Annotated in this window: 15 protein-coding genes and 2 pseudogenes; 16 read left to right on the forward strand and 1 reads right to left on the reverse strand. The window is 67.1% G+C overall.

The features are described from left to right. The 11 genes and pseudogenes from CZ375_RS00175 to CZ375_RS00225 form a co-directional block, all read left to right on the forward strand. The coding region (locus CZ375_RS00175; RefSeq protein WP_143803094.1) for an ADP-dependent NAD(P)H-hydrate dehydratase at nucleotides 1–812 on the forward strand (812 nt) is incomplete at its 5' end. Nucleotides 813–815: 3 nt separating this feature from the next. Next, nucleotides 816–1,976 carry an alanine racemase gene (gene alr / locus CZ375_RS00180; RefSeq protein WP_077597339.1) on the forward strand — a complete coding sequence of 387 codons (1,161 nt, stop codon included), beginning with the start codon at nucleotides 816–818 and terminating at the stop codon, nucleotides 1,974–1,976. 15 nt (nucleotides 1,977–1,991) lie between these two features. Then, entirely contained in the window at nucleotides 1,992–2,600 is a 609-nt protein-coding gene (locus CZ375_RS00185) for a uracil-DNA glycosylase (RefSeq protein ID WP_077597340.1), read from the forward strand. Between the two features lies 1 nt (nucleotide 2,601). Further along, complete coding sequence (gene tsaE, locus CZ375_RS00190; protein WP_077597341.1) at nucleotides 2,602–3,138, forward strand: tRNA (adenosine(37)-N6)-threonylcarbamoyltransferase complex ATPase subunit type 1 TsaE; 537 nt, start codon at nucleotides 2,602–2,604, stop codon at nucleotides 3,136–3,138. Nucleotides 3,139–3,465: 327 nt separating this feature from the next. Beyond that, nucleotides 3,466–4,080 (forward strand): annotated as a pseudogene (tsaB, locus tag CZ375_RS00195) (tRNA (adenosine(37)-N6)-threonylcarbamoyltransferase complex dimerization subunit type 1 TsaB); the annotation flags it as partial. Between the two features lie 151 nt (nucleotides 4,081–4,231). Next, nucleotides 4,232–6,145: pseudogene (gene tsaD, locus CZ375_RS00200) on the forward strand (tRNA (adenosine(37)-N6)-threonylcarbamoyltransferase complex transferase subunit TsaD); the annotation flags it as partial. A gap of 198 nt (nucleotides 6,146–6,343) precedes the next feature. After that, complete coding sequence (locus tag CZ375_RS00205; RefSeq protein WP_077597342.1) at nucleotides 6,344–7,288, forward strand: transporter substrate-binding domain-containing protein; 945 nt, start codon at nucleotides 6,344–6,346, stop codon at nucleotides 7,286–7,288. 82 nt (nucleotides 7,289–7,370) lie between these two features. Next, nucleotides 7,371–8,567, forward strand: a complete 1,197-nt coding sequence (locus CZ375_RS00210; RefSeq protein ID WP_077597343.1) for an amino acid ABC transporter permease — start codon at nucleotides 7,371–7,373, stop codon at nucleotides 8,565–8,567. After that, nucleotides 8,568–9,335 carry an amino acid ABC transporter ATP-binding protein gene (locus tag CZ375_RS00215; protein WP_327196195.1) on the forward strand — a complete coding sequence of 256 codons (768 nt, stop codon included), beginning with the start codon at nucleotides 8,568–8,570 and terminating at the stop codon, nucleotides 9,333–9,335. 72 nt (nucleotides 9,336–9,407) lie between these two features. After that, a complete protein-coding gene (locus CZ375_RS00220) occupies nucleotides 9,408–11,021 on the forward strand; it encodes an amidohydrolase (protein ID WP_077597344.1) in 1,614 nt (537 codons plus the stop codon). Nucleotides 11,022–11,321: 300 nt separating this feature from the next. Continuing rightward, nucleotides 11,322–13,250: an NAD(+) synthase gene (locus CZ375_RS00225; protein WP_077597345.1), complete on the forward strand. Its 1,929-nt coding sequence runs from the start codon at nucleotides 11,322–11,324 to the stop codon at nucleotides 13,248–13,250. Nucleotides 13,251–13,392: 142 nt separating this feature from the next. On the opposite strand, the gene CZ375_RS00230 is transcribed toward CZ375_RS00225, so the two are convergent. Next, the gene (locus tag CZ375_RS00230) at nucleotides 13,393–14,556 is read right to left on the reverse strand and encodes an aminotransferase class V-fold PLP-dependent enzyme (protein WP_077597346.1); all 1,164 of its coding nucleotides are present in this window, start codon (nucleotides 14,554–14,556) and stop codon (nucleotides 13,393–13,395) included. A gap of 142 nt (nucleotides 14,557–14,698) precedes the next feature. Here CZ375_RS00230 and yedE point away from each other — a divergent pair, with 142 nt between their 5' ends. The 5 genes from yedE (at nucleotide 14,699) to groL (ending at nucleotide 18,449) form a co-directional block, all read left to right on the forward strand. Beyond that, nucleotides 14,699–15,793: a YedE family putative selenium transporter gene (gene yedE, locus CZ375_RS00235; protein WP_077597347.1), complete on the forward strand. Its 1,095-nt coding sequence runs from the start codon at nucleotides 14,699–14,701 to the stop codon at nucleotides 15,791–15,793. 9 nt (nucleotides 15,794–15,802) lie between these two features. Next, the gene (locus tag CZ375_RS00240; protein ID WP_200799656.1) at nucleotides 15,803–16,012 is read left to right on the forward strand and encodes a sulfurtransferase TusA family protein; all 210 of its coding nucleotides are present in this window, start codon (nucleotides 15,803–15,805) and stop codon (nucleotides 16,010–16,012) included. Nucleotides 16,013–16,014: 2 nt separating this feature from the next. Then, nucleotides 16,015–16,269 carry a putative Se/S carrier protein gene (locus CZ375_RS00245; RefSeq protein ID WP_077597348.1) on the forward strand — a complete coding sequence of 85 codons (255 nt, stop codon included), beginning with the start codon at nucleotides 16,015–16,017 and terminating at the stop codon, nucleotides 16,267–16,269. Between the two features lie 213 nt (nucleotides 16,270–16,482). Beyond that, nucleotides 16,483–16,773: a co-chaperone GroES gene (groES, locus tag CZ375_RS00250; protein WP_077597349.1), complete on the forward strand. Its 291-nt coding sequence runs from the start codon at nucleotides 16,483–16,485 to the stop codon at nucleotides 16,771–16,773. Between the two features lie 41 nt (nucleotides 16,774–16,814). Next, complete coding sequence (gene groL / locus CZ375_RS00255; protein WP_077597350.1) at nucleotides 16,815–18,449, forward strand: chaperonin GroEL; 1,635 nt, start codon at nucleotides 16,815–16,817, stop codon at nucleotides 18,447–18,449. The last annotated feature ends 48 nt before the right edge of the window (nucleotides 18,450–18,497 follow it).

Genomic DNA, 18,497 nt, shown 5'->3' on the forward strand with positions numbered 1-18,497 from the left:
CCCTCGCGGCGGCGCGGGCGGGCGCCGGCTACGTGACGCTGGCCGTCCCTGCGCCTGTGGCCCCCATCGCCCAGGCGCACCTGCTCGAGATACCCGTGCTGGCGCTTCCCGCCGAGGAGAACGGGACCTTCTCGTCTTCGGCCATCGAGAAGGTGGCAGAGCTTGCCGAGAGGCGCTCGGCCACGCTGGTGGGGCCAGGCATGCGCGTGACCACCGGCACCACGGGCATCGTCTCCAGGCTGCTCGCGGCCAGCGTGCCCCTGGTGGTCGATGCCGACGGCCTCAACTGCATATCTCGCCTGACCTCGAACGGCCTGGACGAGTTCCCCGAGATCCTGCGTCGCGACGCCCCGCTGGTCCTCACCCCCCATCGCGCGGAGCTGGGTCGTCTGGTGGGGCTGCAGGACACGCCGCCGGCGTCTCTCACCTCCGCCATGGAGGCCGCGCGTCGCATCGTGTGGTCGGACGGCGGGAGCGAGATCTGCGTGGTTGCCAAGGGCTCCGCCACTGCCTGCGTGAGCGTGGACGTGGCCCTGCTGCCCAAGCCCGGCCCCGCCTCCCTCGCAACCGCCGGCTCTGGGGACGTCCTGGGCGGCGTGATGGCAGCGCAGCTCTCGCGCTTCAGGGGCGAGCTGGAGGAGCTGCCGGCCCTGGCCGCCCTGGCCTGCGAGACCCACGGGTATGCGGGGGCGCTCGCCGCCAAGCGCCTGGGCGCGCGCGCCGTGATGGCGTCGGACCTGATCGCCGAGCTGGGGCTTGCCGCAGACGAGCTCGAGGGTGACGTCTCGCTTGCGTTTGCCGAGGAGGGGTAGGCCATGGCGTCTGCGAAGCTTCCCGAGAACCGCTGGGCATGGGTCGAGGTTGACCTGGGCGCGGTGCGCCGCAACACACGCGCCTTCAAGGCGCTGCTGCGGCCGCGGGCCCAGCTCATGTGTGCCGTGAAGGCCGATGCCTATGGCCATGGCGCCGTGGAGTGCGCCCGCGCCATGCTCTCTGCCGGCGCGAGCCAGCTGGCCGTGGCGACGGTGGACGAGGGCGTGGAGCTGCGTCGGGCCGGACTGGGCTGTCCCATCCTCATGCTGAACGAGTCTCCGCTCGAGAGCGTGGGGACCCTTCTGGAATATCAGGTCATGCCCTCGGTGTACACCACCGACTTCGCCTTCGCCTACGCTGAAAAGGCAGTTGGCATGGGCCTTGTAGGCAAGTACCACCTGGCCGTGGACACGGGCATGACGCGCATCGGCGTGCTGCCCGAGGACGTCGTCGAGTTCCGCCGCATGATCGACTTCCACCGTGGCATAGAGTGCGCGGGCACCTTCACGCACTTTGCCACGGCCGACGTCATCGGCGACTGGGACTTCAGGCAGCAGGGCTCGCGCTTCTCGGAGGCCGTTGCTGCCCTGCAGGGCGCGGGTCTGGAGACTGGCCTGGTGCACTGCGACAACACTCCTGGAACGGTGCTGCATCCCGAGTTCCATTTCGACATGTGCCGTGCGGGCATTGGCCTCTACGGCCTCCAGCCCTCAGAGACCTGCGCCCCGCGCATCTCTCTCGAGCCCGCAATGAGCGTGCGCGGGCGCGTCACCCGCGTGGTGACCCCTGCGGTGGGGGAGGGAGTCGGATATGGCCTTACCTACCGGGTGGTCAAGCCCAACACGCAGATCGCCACGGTGCCCATGGGGTACGCGGACGGCCTGGCGCGCTCCCTCTCCAACCACATGGACGTCTTGGTGAACGGCGCGCGTGCCCGCCAGGTGGGGCGCATCTGCATGGACCAGTTCATGTTCGCGCAGGACCTCAGCGGCCTGCGCGGCTATCGCAGCGTCTCTCCGGTGCAGCACGGAGACGTGGTCACCGTCATGGGCCGAGACGGTGACGAGTTCATTGGCGCGGACGAGATCGCCCGCCTGCGCGGCACCATCAACTACGAGGTCACCTGCAACTTCGGCATACGCCTCGACAAGGTCTACGTCTAAGGCAAGGGGGCCACGTTGGCACTTCGCATTCCCGGTCACGAGCATCAGGCGCCACGGGAGGTGGGCCTGGAGGAGATACGAGACCTCATGGGCAACTGCCAGCTGTGCGAGCTGGGGCAGACCCGCAACAACCTCGTCTTTGGCGTTGGCAACCCGCGAGCGCGCGTGATGTTCATAGGGGAGGGGCCGGGCAGGAACGAGGACCTGCAGGGCGAGCCCTTCGTGGGCGCCGCAGGCAAGAAGCTCGACTCCCTGCTCTGCGTGGCGGGGCTCACGCGAGACGAGATCTACATCGCCAACGTGGTGAAGTGCCGCCCGCCCTCGAACCGCAACCCCAGGCCCGCCGAGATCGAGGCCTGCTCGCCCTTCCTGCGCGAGCAGGTGCGCTCCATCTGGCCCGACGTCATCGTCTGCCTGGGGAACTTTGCCTCGCAGTGGGTGCTCAAGACCCAGGCTGGCGTGACCTCGCTGCGCGGGCAGCTGCACCAGGTGGGCCATTTCTTGGTGTGCCCCACCTTCCATCCTGCGGCCTGCATCTACCACCCCGACTGGCTGCCGCTCCTGGAGAGCGACCTGGCCATGGTTGGGCAGTGGCTGCGGGAGCATCCGAAGGAGGAGGTCTAGCGTGGCTGGGATCGCGAGGCGCGAGGGCGTGGGAACGTACCTCTCTGCGGGGCAGGACGAGACCATCGCCCTGGGGCGTGCATTGGGCAGGGTCCTGCGCGCCGGAGACGTGCTGGTGCTGACGGGAGACCTGGGCGCCGGGAAGACGCAGCTCACCAAGGGCGTTGCCGCCGGGCTGGGCGTTGCGGACGACGTGACCAGCCCCACCTTTACCATCGAGATGGTCTACCAGGGGACGGAGCTGCCGCTCTACCACTTCGACCTGTATCGCCTGGAGGATGCGGGGCAGCTGGAGGACGTTGGCCTCTACGACGTGCTGGGCGCGGATGGGCCATGCCTCATCGAGTGGGGCGAGCAGTTCTCAGACGAGATTGGTGCGGAGCGCGTGGACGTGTTCCTCTCGCGCCTTGACGGCGAGGTGCCGGCGGGCGAGGAGCCTCCGCGCCGCATAGAGTTCGTGGCGCATGACGCGCGCGGGCAGGAGCTGGTTGCCGCCCTGGACGCCGCCGCTGAGGCCGTCGCGGCGGTTGATGCCTAAACTACAACAACCCGTGTGCCGCGTTGCGCCAACTGGGCAGACGCGGCGCGCAATCCGTTTTGTTGTCGTGTGTGGGCCGTATTTGACAACAAAATACCCCACGGCCTGCGCTGCCAGGCGTTTCTCGGTGAGAGGCACGTTTTGTTGTACCGGAGTCCCGGTGGCGTGATGTCGCCCCCACGCGCCCCAGAGGTCTACACTAGCCTGGTTGTACCAATCCCCAGCCGACCGCGGCGTGCGCGGCCGACAGATTGCCAGGTGATTCCCATGACCGAGGCGGACTCGCGCCCCTCCCAGCTCGTTCTCTCCCTTGACACCTCCACCGACATGCTCGCCTGCGCGCTCCAGCGCGTGACGTCTGCCCCCAGCCCAGGATGGCTCCCCAGTGTGGAGCAGCTCGCCTGCGCAGACCACCTCTGCCGCCGCCAGGCAAACGTGGAACTCACCACCACCGCGCTCGGCGTCCTTTCCGAGGCTGGCCTCTCCATGTCAGACCTCGATCTGGTGCTGGTGGGCCGTGGGCCCGGATCCTTCACGGGCGTGCGCATCGGCATCGCCACGGCAAAGGGCCTTGCCTGCGGTCTGGGCGTTCCCCTGCGTGGCGGCTCCACGCTCGACGCAGTTGCCTGGGGCCTCTGGGAGTCTGGATATCGCGGGCCAGCTGCCGTCATTGGTGACGCCATGCGCGGCGAGGTCTACCCTGGCGTGTACGAGCTGGACGGGACGGGCGCGCACCGCCAGTTCGCGGCCGAGCGCGTGGCGAAGGCGGATGCGGCGGTGGCGGAACTCGCCGCCGCCACCGGCTCAGCCCAGCTCCTGCTTTTGGGCGACGGCCTCAAGAAGTACCGCGCCCAGGTCGAGGAGGCGGGTCTCACGTCCATCGCGGACGAGAGCCTCTGGCATCCCACGGGGCGTGGCCTCGCGCTGGCAAGCTTCGCTCCCGAGTGGGTGCCTGCCGCCGGCGACGGAGACCCGGCCCTGGTGCTCCCGGTGTACACGCGCCTCTCGGACGCAGAGGAGACGGAGCGCAAGAGGCTGGGCCTCAAGCAGCCCGTTGGCGTCAAGCTCACCGGCGTGGACGACGCCCTGGNACGGCCTCAAGAAGTACCGCGCCAAGTTCGAGGAGGCGGGTCTCACGTCCATCGCGGACGAGAGCCTCTGGCATCCCACGGGGCGTGGCCTCGCGCTGGCAAGCTTCGCTCCCGAGTGGGTGCCTGCCGCCGGCGACGGAGACCCGGCCCTGGTGCTCCCGGTGTACACGCGCCTCTCGGACGCAGAGGAGACGGAGCGCAAGAGGCTGGGCCTCAAGCAGCCCGTTGGCGTCAAGCTCACCGGCGTGGACGACGCCCTGGCGGGCCGTCACCTGCAGCTGCGTCCCATGACCATCAATGATGTGGACGGCGTGGTGGAGCTGGAGTCTCGGGCCTTCATGGGCGCCCACCACACCCCCTGGACCGCCCGGCAGTTTGCCGAGGAGCTCGAGCTTCCCCAGCGCAGCTGGTGGGTTGCCCATGACCAGGGCAAGGTGGTGGGGTATGCCGGCGGCCGTCTCGCGGGCGCTGACTTCGAGGTGGAGGATGTGGCCGTGAGCCCCGACCGCCGCAGGGAGAAGATCGCCTCCCGCCTGCTGGCACGCGTCGCCTACGACGGCCAGACCTTCGGCGCAAGCAGGCTTGCCCTTGAGGTGGAGGAGGGCAACGTGGCGGCCCGCGCGCTCTACGGGCGGATGGGCCTCTCGGAGGTTGTCACGCGCCCAAACTACTACGCCCCGGGCGTCGCGGCTGTGCTCATGGCGGCCGACCTGCCCTTGGGCGCGGATTCTGCCCTCGTCGCAGACCTGCCCGAGCCCAGCGCCTCCCTGCGCCCCTGGCCCATCAGGCCCGAGGGCCGCAGCGCGGAGGCACAAGAGGCCCTCGCTGCGGCGGGAGACCTGGTCCTTGCCATCGAGTCATCCTGCGACGAGACGGCCATGGCAATCATCGACTCCCAGGGCAACGTCTGTGCCAACGTGGTGGCCACCTCCGTGGACTTTCATGCGCGCTTTGGAGGCGTGGTACCCGAGATCGCCAGCCGCAAGCACGTCGAGGCTATCGTGGGCGTGTTCGAGGAGGTCATGGAGCAGGCCGGGGCACACTTCGGCTGCGACACGCTGCTGTCCGCAGACCTCTCCTGCGTGGGCGTGACCGCAGGACCCGGCCTCGTGGGCGCGCTGGTGGTGGGCGTGGCCTTCGCCAAGGGCCTCTGCGCGGCGACGGGCCTTCCCCTGACGGCGGCAAACCACCTCGAGGGTCACCTCCTGGCAAACCTCTTCGAGACGCCGGACCTGCGGCCGCCTTTCGTGGCGAGCCTCGTCTCCGGTGGCAACACCATGCTCGTGCACGTGCGCGACTGGGGCGACTACCAGGTGTTGGGCGCCACCATCGATGACGCGGTGGGCGAGGCCTTCGACAAGGTCGCCAAGGCCCTGGGCCTGGGATATCCCGGCGGCCCCGTGATCTCGCGCCTGGCGGCCCAGGGCAACAAGAGGGCCATCCACTTCCCACGCGCCATGATGCACAGCCATGACTACCGCTTCTCGCTCTCGGGCCTGAAGACCGCCGTGATCACCTACATAGAGGGTGAGAACAAGGCCGGACGAGCCATCAACCTCCCCGACCTCGCGGCGTCCTTCGAGGCCGCGGTCATAGACGTGCAGGTCTCCAAAGCCATGTCGGCGGTCGAGGAGACGGGTGTGCAGGATTTCTGCGTGGGTGGCGGCGTTGCCGCAAACCCGCAGCTCAGGGCTGAGTATCGCAAGAAGTTCGGCAGGCGCGGGGTGCGCGTCACGGTGCCGCCCATGGTCGTGTGCGGCGACAACGGCGCCATGATTGCCCTGGCGGCGCTGCGCAACTGGAGGTCTGGCGTGCTGGTGCCGCTCACCCTGGACGCCAACCCCAACGCGAGGCTGGGGGACTGGTCGTCCTCGGAGGTGCCCGTGGTGGGGCCCGGCTGGCCAGCACGTCCCTAGCCGACTGTCACGTCCTGCGTTACGCAGCTGTTTCCTTTCCACCGCCCTCTTGCGCACTGCCCGTGCGAGGGGGTAGCCTTCGCTTCAGCGCACGTAACTTTCTCGCATTAGGTTGCAAGGGGGAGGGGAATGGGTCCCCTCCGGTTGCGGGGCGCGGAAGGGGTCTTAACAGACAGTTTGTCGGAAAGAGGAACAGCCATGACACAGCACAGCCATACCCAGAGGCCATCAGAGACACGGGGCGCAGAACCAAAGACCAAGCGCCTCTCTCGTCGTGACTTCCTCAAGCTCTCCGGCATCTCCGCCGCCAGCGTGGCGGGCATGACCCTTCTGGCGGCCTGCGGGCCGTCTACCGAGCAGACCTCCAGTCCTGATGCGCAGCCGGTCGCGGCAGCGGCCTTTGGCTCGGGCGGCAAGCTTCGCGTGGGCATGGAGGTTGCCTACCCACCCTTCAACTGGCAGGTCTCTGAGGCCGGCGAGCACGCCATCCCCGTGGAAGGCCAGCAAGGCGCCTATGCCGATGGCTATGACGTGGTGTTTGCCCAGAAGATTGCCGCCGCCATGGGCCTTGAGGCCGTCGCGGTGAAGATGGAGTTCTCGGGCCTTGTGGAGGCGTTGACCAGCGGGCAGATCGACCTCATCTGCGGTGGCATGACCGCCACGGACGAGAGGCGCCAGTCCATCGACTTCTCCGACGCCTATTGGACCGGTCACTATGGCCTCCTGGTCAAGAGGGACTCCCCCCTTGCCGGAGCCACCAGCCTGGCCGACTTCAGGGGTGCGGCCGTCCTGGGCCAGCGCGACACCCTGCTGGACGACGTGATTGACGAGATCGACGGCGTCAACCACCTGATCCCGGTGGACTCCGTGCCCGCCCAGCTCTCCAACCTCAACCAGGGAACCTGTGACGCCATCACCTTTGACGTCGAGAACGAGAAGGGCCTGCTTGCGGCAAACCCCGAGCTTGTCGCCATCGAGGTCGGGGGAAGCAAGGTCCTCTTCAAGCAGGACGCCCCCATCAACGCGGGCATCGCGAAGGGCCACGGTGACGTCCTGGCAAAGATCAACGAGGTCATTGGCTCCGTAAGCCAGGACGAGCGCCAGAGGTCCTGGGACCAGGTGCAGGAGCGCCTGCCCGAGTAAGGCGCGCATTCCCGCAAGTAGGCCATCGGAGCCTGCCCTGCCGGGCGGCGGGCTCCTTATGCCATGACACAAGGAGAGACGCATGAATGGCAAGACGAGGGGGCCATGCGCCTTCGCTCGCTCCGAGCATCGCTACGTGTTCTTGGGCACGAGCGCCATCGCCCTCGTGGGCATCTGGCTGGGGCGGCGCCCGCATCCCAAGGGCAGCTTCCTGGCCGGTTCGTATGCGCTCGAGTTCGCCCTCTACTACCTGCTGGTGGCGTGGCTGCTGGTCTCGCTTCTGGCGTTGGCGAGCAAGCTGAGGCGTTGGCAGGGAGATGGCTATGCGAGCGGCTCCCCATTCGCCACGCCCCGCGCACGCAGCCTGGCGCGCTGGGGCTCCTGGGCCATCTGCGCGATCACGTCCGTCTTCGTGCTGGACCGCGTGGTGGTGGGTGCCGCTGACCTGGTGGCCAGCAGCACCTCGCAGACCAGCAACCCCACGGGCTTCCTGGAGTCCATGGTCTACATGCTCTACAACATGGGGGGCACCTTTGTGCAGGGCATCGCGAACACGGTGGTCATTGCCGTGGTGGGTACCGCCGTCGCCTTCTTCCTGGCCCTGTTGCTGGTGTTCTTGCGCCTGCAGGAGCCCGACCGCTTCGACAACGACCTCGTCCGCTTCCTCAAGCTTCTGGGCAGCGGGTTTGCCCGCCTCTACTCGACCGTAGTCCGCGGCACGCCCATGATGATCCAGGGCCTCATCATCTACTATGCCGGCACCGGGCTGCTCTCCGGGCAGGGCTTCAACCCCACGCAGATCCTTGCCGTGTGGCCACCCTTCAACGCCGCCTTGGTTACGGTGTCGCTCAACTCCACCGCCTACATGATGGAGGTGCTGCGCTCGGGCATCGGCGCCGTGGACGCGGGGCAGGCCGAGGCCGCGCGGTCGCTGGGCCTCTCGCCGTGGCAGGCCATGCTCAAGGTGGTCATCCCGCAGGGCGTGAAGAACGCCATACCCGCCCTTTCCAACGAGCTGGTCATCAACATCAAGGACTCCTCGGTCCTCATGGCCATCGGCGTTCTTGAGCTCACCTTCGCCACCAGGACCATTGTGGGCGTCTACTACAAGCAGATGGAGGTTTACGTGGCGGCTGCCCTGGTCTACCTGGTGCTCACCATGTGTGCGTCCTGGCTGCTCGATCGCTTTGGCAGGGCGTTCGACCACCATGGGGAGCGTGTGGTGCTGGGCACCTCCGACGTGGCCGCACCGGCCGCGAGCAAGGGAAGTGAGGCATAGATGATCGAGAAGGTGCAGCCTGCCGGCCCGCTGGTGCGCGTGGAGGGCCTGAGCAAGTCCTTTGGCAGCCATGAGGTCCTAAAGGGGATAGACCTCGAGGTCATGCCCGGCGAGGTTGCCACCATCATCGGCGCCTCTGGCTCGGGCAAGTCAACGCTTCTGCGCTGCATGAACCTTTTGGAGGTGCCTGACGCGGGCCACGTGTGGTTCCACGGGCAAGACCTGGCATCGAGCAGGGTGAACGTGAACCGCCTGCGCGAGAAGATCGGCATGTGCTTCCAGGGCTTCAACCTCTTCAACAACAGGGACGTGCTGGACAACTGCACGCTCGCGCCGGTGACGCTGAAGAAGATGGGCAGGGAGCAGGCGGAGGAGCTGGCCCTCTCCCGCCTGGGCGAGGTAGGCATGGAGGAGTTCGCGCACGCGCGGCCGGCGACCCTCTCGGGCGGGCAGAAGCAGCGCGTGGCCATCGCGCGCGCCCTCTGCATGCAGCCCGACCTCATGCTCTTCGACGAGCCTACGTCCGCCCTTGACCCGGAGATCGTGGGGGAGGTGCTGGCCGTCATGCGCCAGCTGGCGCAGGGCGGCATGACCATGGTGGTGGTCACGCACGAGATGTCCTTCGCGCGCAACGTGAGCGACCGCGTGGTCTTCATGGACCAGGGCGTGATCGCCGAGCAAGGCAGCCCCGAGAAGATCTTTGGCAGCCCCGAGCAGCCGCGCACGCGCGAGTTCCTCTCGCGCTACCTGGAGCGGCCGTCCGCGTAAGAGGTGCCGCGCCGCGGGCGCTCCGTGGGATAATCCATCCGCCTTGCGACGAAGCCCGTGGGAGGAAGCCCCATGTTTGCCATCTGCTCCAAGCACGTCTTTCTTGATCAGCGCCATCCGGATGTGGCGGCGGCGCTTCTGGTGGAGGGGGACCGCATCAGGGCCGTCTGTGCCCCGGGCGAGCTGGATGCCCTGGCGCCGGGCGTGGACGTGCGCGACTACGGCGAGGCGTTCGTCTGCCCGGGCTTTCATGACGCGCACCAGCACGTCTTCCATGCGGCGCTCTTTCCCTCTTCCGCCGCCTGCGAGTATCGCGGAACCAGCGAGCGGGACATGGTGGGGCACATGCTCGAGTTTGCGAAGACGCGCCCAGGTCATGGCTGGCTTCTGGGACACGGCTGGCGCGAGAGCCTCTGGATCCCGGCGGTGGCGCCCACGCGCCAGTCGCTGGACGTGGCGTTTCCCCAGAGGCCCGTGGCCCTTTATTCCGGGGACGCCCACACGCTGTGGGTGAACAGCGCGGGCCTGCGAGAGCTGGGCATAGACGAGCGCACGGAGCCCCCGGCGGGCGGCAGCTTCGACAGGGACGAGAGCGGCAGCCTGACGGGTGTCCTGCGCGAGGCGGCCGGGATGTTCTACGTGGCACGCGTCCTTAGGAGCTTTCCCGCGGACGAGATGCGCTCCATCTACCGCAGCTACTTCTCGCGCCTGAACGCCATGGGCGTCACGGGCGTGTGCGACATGGCCCTCTCGCTGGTTACGGGCGCAGACGGCATCAACCCCGAGGTCTACGAGGGCCTGCTCGAGGCGGGAGAGCTCAGCGTGCGCGCCCACCTCTTCCCCACGCTCTCGGAGGACGAGTCGATGCTGGAGGGCCTGCAAGGTCGGCTGACGGGCCCGCTTCTTCGCGCGCCCGGCTTCAAGCAGTTCTTCGACGGGGTGAGTAGCCAGCACACGGCCTGGGTGACGGACGAGTACGAGAACCCCCGCTTTCCCGGCGATTGCGGGCGCGCCACGGTCGACCCCCGGCGCATGCGCTCCCTGGTGCTCGAGGCCGCGTCGCGCGGGCATGCGGTGCGCATCCACACCATAGGCGACGAGGCCGTCCACCAGGCGCTGGACATCTTCGAGGAGGCCGACGCCCGCTATGGCCGGCCTAGCCAGGGAGCCAACACGCTGGAGCACGTGGAGGACATCCACCCGGATGATGTCGCGCGACTTGCCACGGCCCACGTGGTGGCATCCGTGCAGCCGCCGCACGTGACCATCGATGCCAGCCAGCCCGCACGCGACCTGGGGGAGTGGCGCGCCCGGCGCATGTGGCCCTTTGACCAGATGCTCGGCCAGGGCGTGACGCTTGCCTTTGGCACTGACGCCCCCGTTGTTGCGCCTACGAGCCTGGACGTGCTCTGGTGCGCCATCGAGCGCAGCACGCCCGATGCGCACGAGCCCGCCGCGGGCTGGTATCCCGAGCATCGCATTTCTCGGGCTCAGGCGATTGCCGCCTATACTCAGGGCTCCGCTGCCGCCGTGGGGCGAGAGCACGAGCTGGGACGCCTTGCGCCTGGCATGCTGGCCGACGTATGCGTGTGGGACCAGAACCTCATGACCGTGGAGTCCGAGCGCCTCCAGCGGAGCCAGGCCCTGGCCACCTACGTAGGCGGATCTCTCGTCTGGGAGGCCTAGCCTGGGCGGGGCGCCGCCCCCGGTCTCCGTGCCGGCTCTCTCTGCGGTGACGCGCTGCGGCCCCGGCGTTCCTCCCGCATCCTGTTGCCGTAAGAAGCGCGATCTGTGTAGCAAGAGCGCCGTCAGAACAGGGTTCTGAGTAGTTTCTCGCCAAAACAGGACCAAAAACTACTCAGAACTCGCCTCTGGTGTCCATGGCAGCAGAACGCAGGCGGGCACGCCCCGCCCGTGCACGGCCGAGAACCATGCTGGTCTATCATGGCAGCACGGCCCGGTTGCGCTTTTCCCAAGGAGGACGGCATGCAGGACGGATTTGTGAAGGTGGCGGCCCGCTCGCCGCAGTTGCGCGTGGCTGACGTCGACTTCAACGTCGCCGCCTGCGCGGACGAGGTCCTGGACGCGGTCCGCACGGACGGCGCCAAGGTCGTGGTGCTCCCGGAGCTCTGCGTGACGGGCTACACCTGCGAGGACCTCTTCTGGCAGGAAACCCTCCTGAGCTGGGCCGAGAGGGGCGTCGCCCGCCTTGCCCGGAAATGCGCGGACCTGGACGTGCTGGTGCTGGCCGGATGTCCCGCGCTCGTGGCCGGCAAGCTTTACAACTGCGCCGTCGCGCTCTTCGGTGGCCGCGTGCTGGGCGTGGTGCCCAAGCTCAACGTCCCCAACTACAACGAGTTCTACGAGAGCCGCCACTTTGCGGCGGGCCCAGAGGATTGCGCGCTGGTGGACTTTGCGGGCTTCTCGGACGTGCCTTTCGGCGCCAACCAGCTCTTCCGCTGCGAGAGCGTGCCGGGCCTCATGGTTGCCGTCGAGGTCTGCGAGGACCTCTGGGTGGCAAGCCCGCCCTCCGTCCGCCACGCCTGCGCCGGCGCGACCGTGATCTGCAACCTCTCGGCCTCCGATGCCGTGGTGGGCAAGACGGACTACCGCCGCTCGCTGGTGGTGGGCCAGAGCGCACGCCTGGCCTGCGCCTACGTCTACTGCAGCGCCGGTTGGGACGAGTCTACCCAAGACCTGGTCTTCTCGGCGCATGACCTGGTGGCGGAGAACGGCAGCCTGCTGGCGGAGGGGCGCCCCTTCGGCGAGCGCCGTGCCACCAGCGAGGTGGACGTGCAGCTGCTTCAGGCCGAGAGGAGGCGTCTCTCCACCTTCCGGGTGGCGGTCACCCCCGAGTCAGTCGGCTACGTGACCAGCAGCTTCTCGCTCAAGCCGGCGGAGACATCTCTCACGCGCCGCATCGACCCGCATCCCTTTGTGCCCTCGAGCCGCAGCCGTCGCAACGAGCGCTGCGAGGACGTCCTCTCCATCCAGGCCCATGGCCTCTCCAAGCGCCTCATGCACACGCGCTCCGAGCATGCCGTGGTGGGGGTCTCCGGTGGCCTCGACTCGACCCTGGCGCTGTTGGTGACGGCCCGCTCGTTTGACCTGTTGGAGCTTGACCGTGCCGGCATTGTCGCGGTGACCATGCCGGGCTTTGGCACCACGGACCGCACCTACGACAACGCCCTGCGCCTCGCGCGCGCCCTGGGCGCGACCCTGCGGGAGGTGCCCATCTCCGCCTCGGTCCGGCAGCACTTCGCCGACATCGGTCACGACGAGAACGACCGCTCCGTCACCTACGAGAACGCCCAGGCCCGCGAGCGCACCCAGATCCTGATGGACGTCGCCAACCAGGAGGGCGGCCTGGTGGTGGGTACCGGCGACCTCTCCGAGCTGGCGCTGGGCTGGGCAACCTACAACGCGGACCACATGTCCATGTACGGCGTGAACGCTGGCGTGCCCAAGACCCTGGTGCGCCATCTGGTCCGCTACGTGGCTGACGTCACGGAGGACGACGAGCTCAGCGCCACGCTCCTTGACGTGCTGGACACGCCTGTCTCGCCGGAGCTTCTGCCCGCCGAGGAGGACGGCAGCATCGCCCAGCGCACCGAGGACTTGGTTGGCCCCTACGAGCTGCACGACTTCTTCCTCTACCAGGTCCTGCGGCGTGGCTTTGGCCCGCGTAAGGTGCTCAGGCTGGCACGTGCGGCGCTGGGGGAGAGCTACGATGACGAGACGCTGGTCAAGTGGCTGCGCAACTTCTATCGCCGCTTCTTCTCGCAGCAGTTCAAGCGCAGCTGCCTGCCCGACGGCCCCAAGGTGGGCTCGGTCGCGGTGTCGCCGCGCGGGGACCTGCGCATGCCGTCCGACGCCTGTGCCAACCTCTGGCTCAAGGAGCTCGTGGGACTGTAGGACCCCATCGCCGCAGGAAGCGAGTTTTGAGTAGCTTTGAGGCCCCTTTTTTGGCGGAAAAGTACTCAGAACCCTGCTCTGACGGCGCTTTTGCTACACACATCTAACTTCTTGCGGCGGGGGTGGGTCCCGTCACGTCGCGCTAGCGCCCGGACAGGACCTGCTCCAGAGCCACGAGCCCCGCGTCCACGTCCTGCGCGTCGTTTGCCCAGCCAAACGAGAAGCGTATGGTCCCGGTGGGGAAGGTCTTCAGCGTGCGGTGTGCCGATGGCGCGCAGTGCAGACCGACGCGCGTCATGACCTGGTGCTCCTGGTCAAGGAGGAAGGCCACCTCAGCCTCGTCGGCGCCGGGGGTCTGCAGGGAGACCACGCCCGTGCGCCCCTCGACACCCCTGAGGCCCACCACACGCACCAGGCCCCTGGCCTCGAGCTCGGCGAGGCCGTCCAGGAAGCGGCCGGCAAGCGCCAGCTCGTGCTGGCGGACGCCCTGAGAGCCCCTCTCTTCCAGCCAGCCGAGCGAGGCGTGCAGGCCGGCGATGCCTGGGAGGTTCTGCGTCCCCGCCTCGAGGTGGTCGGGCATGAACTCGGGCATGACCTCCTTGTCGCTGGCGCTGCCTGTGCCCCCGTCTATCAGGGGAGATATCTTCTCGGCCAGCCCCTTCCTCAGCACAAGGCCACCCACGCCCTGAGGTCCCAGCAGGCCCTTGTGGCCCGTGAAGGCAAGCGCGTCCGCATGCAGGCCCTTCATGTCCAGGTCCAGGACGCCCGCGGTCTGCGCACTGTCCACGAAGAAGAGGAGGCCCCTCTCGTGACAGAGGTGGCCCACCTCCTCAAGGGGAAGGACGGTGCCACAGACGTTGCTGGCGTGCGTCATCACCACGGCGCGCGTCCGAGGTGTGAGGAGGGGGGCCAGGTCGTTGGGGTCAAGCCGGCCCCTCTCGTCGCATTGCGCGCGAGAGAAGCTCACCCCCCGCTCCTGCTGCAGGCGCACCAGGGGGCGCATGACGGCATTGTGCTCCATGCTGCTCACGACCACGTGATCGCCGGGTTCGAGGATGCCCTTGAGCAGGACGTTCAGTGCCTCGGTGATGTTCTTCGCAAAGGCCACGGCCTCGGGTCCGTCTGCCCCAAAGAGCTTCGAGACCTGCTCTCGCGTCTCGAAGACCATCTGTTCCGCGTCGTAGGCCTTTGCGTACCCACCCCGGCCGATGTTCGCTCCGCCCTGGATCATGTACGCAAGCACCGCGTCCGTCACGCAGGGGGGCTTGGGAAAGGTGGTGCTTGCGTTATCCAGATAGACGCCCATGCCAATCACCTACAGAAAAATTTGACCATCTAAAAAATTGTCAGTATCTAGTCCATGAAAATACTATATATCCTTATGTATGCCAAGCTACAACGCTCAGCTAGATGGGCATTTTCGCCCGTCCTGTGGAAAGGAGAGTTGCATGGAAGACGAGAAGAGGGAGAGGCTGCTCGTCGTGGGCGGAGGTGTTGTCATCGGCGTCATCGCGGCGCTGCTGGTGTATCTCGGCAACCCCGGCAACATGGGCTTCTGCATCGCCTGCTTCATGCGCGACACCGCGGGAGCGCTTGGCCTGCACTCCGCGAAGGCCGTCCAGTACGTCCGCCCCGAGGTCATTGGCCTCATTCTGGGCGGCATGGCCATGGCGCTCTACCGCAAGGAGTTCTCGCCCAAGGGTGGCAGCGCCCCCGTCACCCGCTTCGCGCTGGGCTTCTTCGCCATGATCGGCGCTCTCATGTTCCTGGGTTGCCCCTTCCGCATGATTCTGCGCCTCGCCGGCGGGGATCTCAACGCCATCTTCGGCATCGTGGGCTTCGTGGCGGGCATCCTCTGCGGCGTGTTCTTCCTGAACCGCGGCTACTCGCTTGCCCGCACCCACAAGTTGGGCGGGGCCGAGGGCTACGTCATGCCCGCCATCGTCGTCACGCTGCTCGTCCTGCTCGTCGCCGCACCCGAGTTCATCCACTTCACCGAGGCGGGCGAGGGCCCTGGCGCCAAGCATGCGGTCATCGCCGTCAGCCTTGCCGCCGGCCTCGTCGTGGGCGCCATCGCCCAGCGCACCCGCCTGTGCATGGTGGGTGGCATCCGCGACATGGTGCTCTTCCGTCAGAGTAGGCTGCTCGAAGGCTTCGTCGCCGTCTTCGCCGCAGCGCTCGTCACCAACCTCGTGCTCAACGCCGTCATGGGTGGCGGCTACTTCAAGCTCGGCTTCGCCGAGCAGCCCGTCGCCCACACCGATGGTCTCTGGAACGCCCTGGGCACCTTCCTACTGGGCTATGCCTGCGTCCTTTTGGGCGGCTGCCCCCTGCGCCAGACCATCCTTTCGGGCGAGGGCAACTCCGACAGCGCCATAACCATCCTCGGCCTGGCTGCGGGTGCCGCGTTCGCGCACAACTTCGGCCTTGCCTCCAGTGGCAAGGGCCCCACCGCCGCAGGCATGGTCGCGGTGGTCGTGGGCATTCTCGTCGTCACGCTCATAGCCGTAGTCAACTCTTCGTCCGCCAAGTCAGGCAAATAGGAGGCAGCCATGATGACCGTTGACGCGAGGGGGCTCTCCTGTCCCGAGCCCGTGGTGCTCACCCGTGACGCCCTGCACGCTTCTCCCGAGGGCTGCGAGGTCCTGGTGGACTCGCCTGCCCCACGAGAGAACGTCCTGCGCTTTGCCGCAAGCCAGGGCTGTCAGGTCAGCAGCGAGGAGCTCGAGGACGGCAGCTGGCGCCTCGTCCTGAGCAGGTAGCCGTGGGTCTTGCGACCTATGTCGCCACCTTCTTCTCGCACTTCGGCGCCATCAAGACCAGGGGCCTGCTGAGGGAGGCCGGCATCGACGCCACGCTCATGCCGGTGCCGCGCGCGCTGAGCAGCAGCTGTGGCACCTGCCTGCGCTATCAGGCCCGCTCTGCCGCACCGCTCGGGCAGGACCAGATGGGAGAGGTTGAGCAGATCGCCGAGGAGCGAGACGGGGCATATGCGATCGTCTGGGGTGCCGAGGAGTAGTCCTCGGCACCCTTTTTGCTGCGTCTTTGCCGCTTGTCCTTCCTACGTAGCCACAGAACAGAAAATCTAAGTCAAGGATGTAAGATTTTTTCTCTCCCGTTGTATAAGCCCCATGCGGTGGGTAATATTCTCAATGTTGGCGAAAGCGGCGGGAGATTCCCTCCCGCACGCAGGTACGGCGCCTTCAGGGCGCCCTAGAAGGAGGATTCAGCTATGACTCTCAAGCCTTTGGGCGATCGCGTCCTCGTCAAGCCTGCTCCCAAGGAGGAGAAGACGGCATCCGGCCTCTACATCTCCTCGGGCGCGCAGGAGAAGCCCCAGCGCGGCGAGGTCATCGCCGTTGGCGCTGGCAAGGTCAACGACAAGGGCGAGCGCATCGCCCTGGACGTCCAGGTTGGCGACCAGGTCTACTACGGCAAGTTCGGCGGCAGCGACATCAAGATCGACGGCGAGAACTACCTGCTCATGCGCGCCGATGACATCTACGCCGTCATCACCGAGTAAGCATTCCACAGGCTGCACTCTCACCCTAATTGGAGGAAGAAATGGCTAAGGACATTGATTTTGGCACTGACGCACGTGCCAAGCTCGCCAAGGGCGTGAACACCCTGGCTGACGCCGTCACCACCACCCTTGGGCCCAAGGGCCGCTACGTTGCCCTTCAGCGCTCCTACGGCGCCCCCACCATCACCAACGATGGCGTCTCCGTCGCCAAGGAGATCGAGCTGAAGGACCCCGTCGAGAACATGGGCGCCCAGCTGGTGAAGGAGGTCGCCACCAAGACCAACGACACCGTGGGTGACGGCACCACCACCGCAACCCTGCTCGCCCAGGTCATCGTCAACGAGGGCCTGCGCAACGTCGCCGCCGGCGCCAACCCCATCGCCATCCGTCGCGGCATCGACAAGGCCGTCGCCGCCGCCGTCGAGCAGATGAAGGGCGCCTCCCAGGACGTCTCCACCTCCGAGCAGATCGCCTCCGTCGGCACCATCTCCGCCGGCGACCCCGAGATCGGCAAGAAGATCTCCGAGGCCATGGACGTCGTGGGTAAGGATGGGGTCATCACCGTCGAGGACTCCCAGACCTTTGGCATCGACATCGACACCGTCGAGGGCATGCAGTTCGACAAGGGCTACATCTCCCCGTACTTCGCCACCGAGAACGACACCATGACGGCCGAGTACAAGAACCCCTACATCCTGATGACCGATCAGAAGATCTCCAGCATCCAGGACATCCTGCCCGTGCTCGAGGCCATTCAGAAGAGCGGCTCCCCGCTGCTCCTCATCGCCGAGGACGTGGACGGCGAGGCTCTGGCGACCCTGATCCTCAACAAGCTGCGTGGCACCCTCAACGTCTGCGCCGTGAAGGCCCCCGGATACGGTGACCGCCGCAAGCGCATGCTCGAGGACATCGCCGTCGTCACCGGTGGCACCCCTGCCATGAAGGAGCTCGGCGTCGAGCTGCACGACATCACTGCCGACATGCTCGGCCGCGCCAAGTCCGTGAAGGTCACCAAGGAGACCACCACCATCGTCGATGGCGCCGGCTCCAAGGAGGCCATCGAGGAGCGCGTGCACCAGCTCAAGAGCGAGATCGAGCACACCGACTCCGACTTCGACCGCGAGAAGCTCCAGGAGCGCATGGCCAAGCTCTCTGGCGGCGTTGCCGTCATCAAGGTCGGCGCTGCCACCGAGGTCGAGCTCAAGGAGATCAAGCACCGCATCGAGGACGCCCTGCAGGCTACCCGTGCTGCCGTCGAGGAGGGCATCGTCGCCGGTGGCGGCGTGGCCTTCCTGCAGGCCTCCGCTGCCCTCGACACCGTCGAGGCAAGCGACGCAGACGAGAAGATCGGCGTGGAGATCATCCGCAAGGCCCTCTCCGCTCCCGTGAAGACCATCGCCGCCAACGCTGGCTTCGAGGGCTCCGTCGTGGTCGAGAAGATCAAGGACCTGCCCGCTGGCCAGGGTCTCAACTCCGCCAACGGCGAGTGGGGCGACATGATCGAGATGGGCGTCCTTGACCCCGTCAAGGTCACCCGCACCACCCTGCAGAACGCCGCCTCCGTGGGCGCCCTCATCCTCATCACCGAGGCGACCGTCTCCGAGGAGCCCAAGAACACCACCATCGAGGAGGCCATCACCCAGGCCGCTTCCGCCGGTGGCCCTGGCATGTACTAAGATCTGCCGTCAGCCTTCGGCTCTCGTGCGTTTTACGGAGCGCCCCGC

The sequence above is a fragment of the Olsenella urininfantis genome, from assembly GCF_900155635.1.
Lineage (GTDB): Bacteria > Actinomycetota > Coriobacteriia > Coriobacteriales > Atopobiaceae > Olsenella_G > Olsenella_G urininfantis.

Bases quoted from the DNA above. Each gene is read 5' to 3' on its own strand.
- alr (WP_077597339.1), top strand. From the start codon at position 816: ATGGCGTCTGCGAAGCTTCCCGAGAACCGCTGGGCATGGGTCGAGGTT.
- CZ375_RS00205 (WP_077597342.1), top strand. From the start codon at position 6,344: ATGACACAGCACAGCCATACCCAGAGGCCATCAGAGACACGGGGCGCA.
- CZ375_RS00210 (WP_077597343.1), top strand. From the start codon at position 7,371: ATGAATGGCAAGACGAGGGGGCCATGCGCCTTCGCTCGCTCCGAGCAT.
- CZ375_RS00215 (WP_327196195.1), top strand. From the start codon at position 8,568: ATGATCGAGAAGGTGCAGCCTGCCGGCCCGCTGGTGCGCGTGGAGGGC.
- CZ375_RS00220 (WP_077597344.1), top strand. From the start codon at position 9,408: ATGTTTGCCATCTGCTCCAAGCACGTCTTTCTTGATCAGCGCCATCCG.
- CZ375_RS00225 (WP_077597345.1), top strand. From the start codon at position 11,322: ATGCAGGACGGATTTGTGAAGGTGGCGGCCCGCTCGCCGCAGTTGCGC.
- CZ375_RS00230 (WP_077597346.1), bottom strand. From the start codon at position 14,556: ATGGGCGTCTATCTGGATAACGCAAGCACCACCTTTCCCAAGCCCCCC.
- yedE (WP_077597347.1), top strand. From the start codon at position 14,699: ATGGAAGACGAGAAGAGGGAGAGGCTGCTCGTCGTGGGCGGAGGTGTT.
- CZ375_RS00240 (WP_200799656.1), top strand. From the start codon at position 15,803: ATGATGACCGTTGACGCGAGGGGGCTCTCCTGTCCCGAGCCCGTGGTG.
- groES (WP_077597349.1), top strand. From the start codon at position 16,483: ATGACTCTCAAGCCTTTGGGCGATCGCGTCCTCGTCAAGCCTGCTCCC.
- groL (WP_077597350.1), top strand. From the start codon at position 16,815: ATGGCTAAGGACATTGATTTTGGCACTGACGCACGTGCCAAGCTCGCC.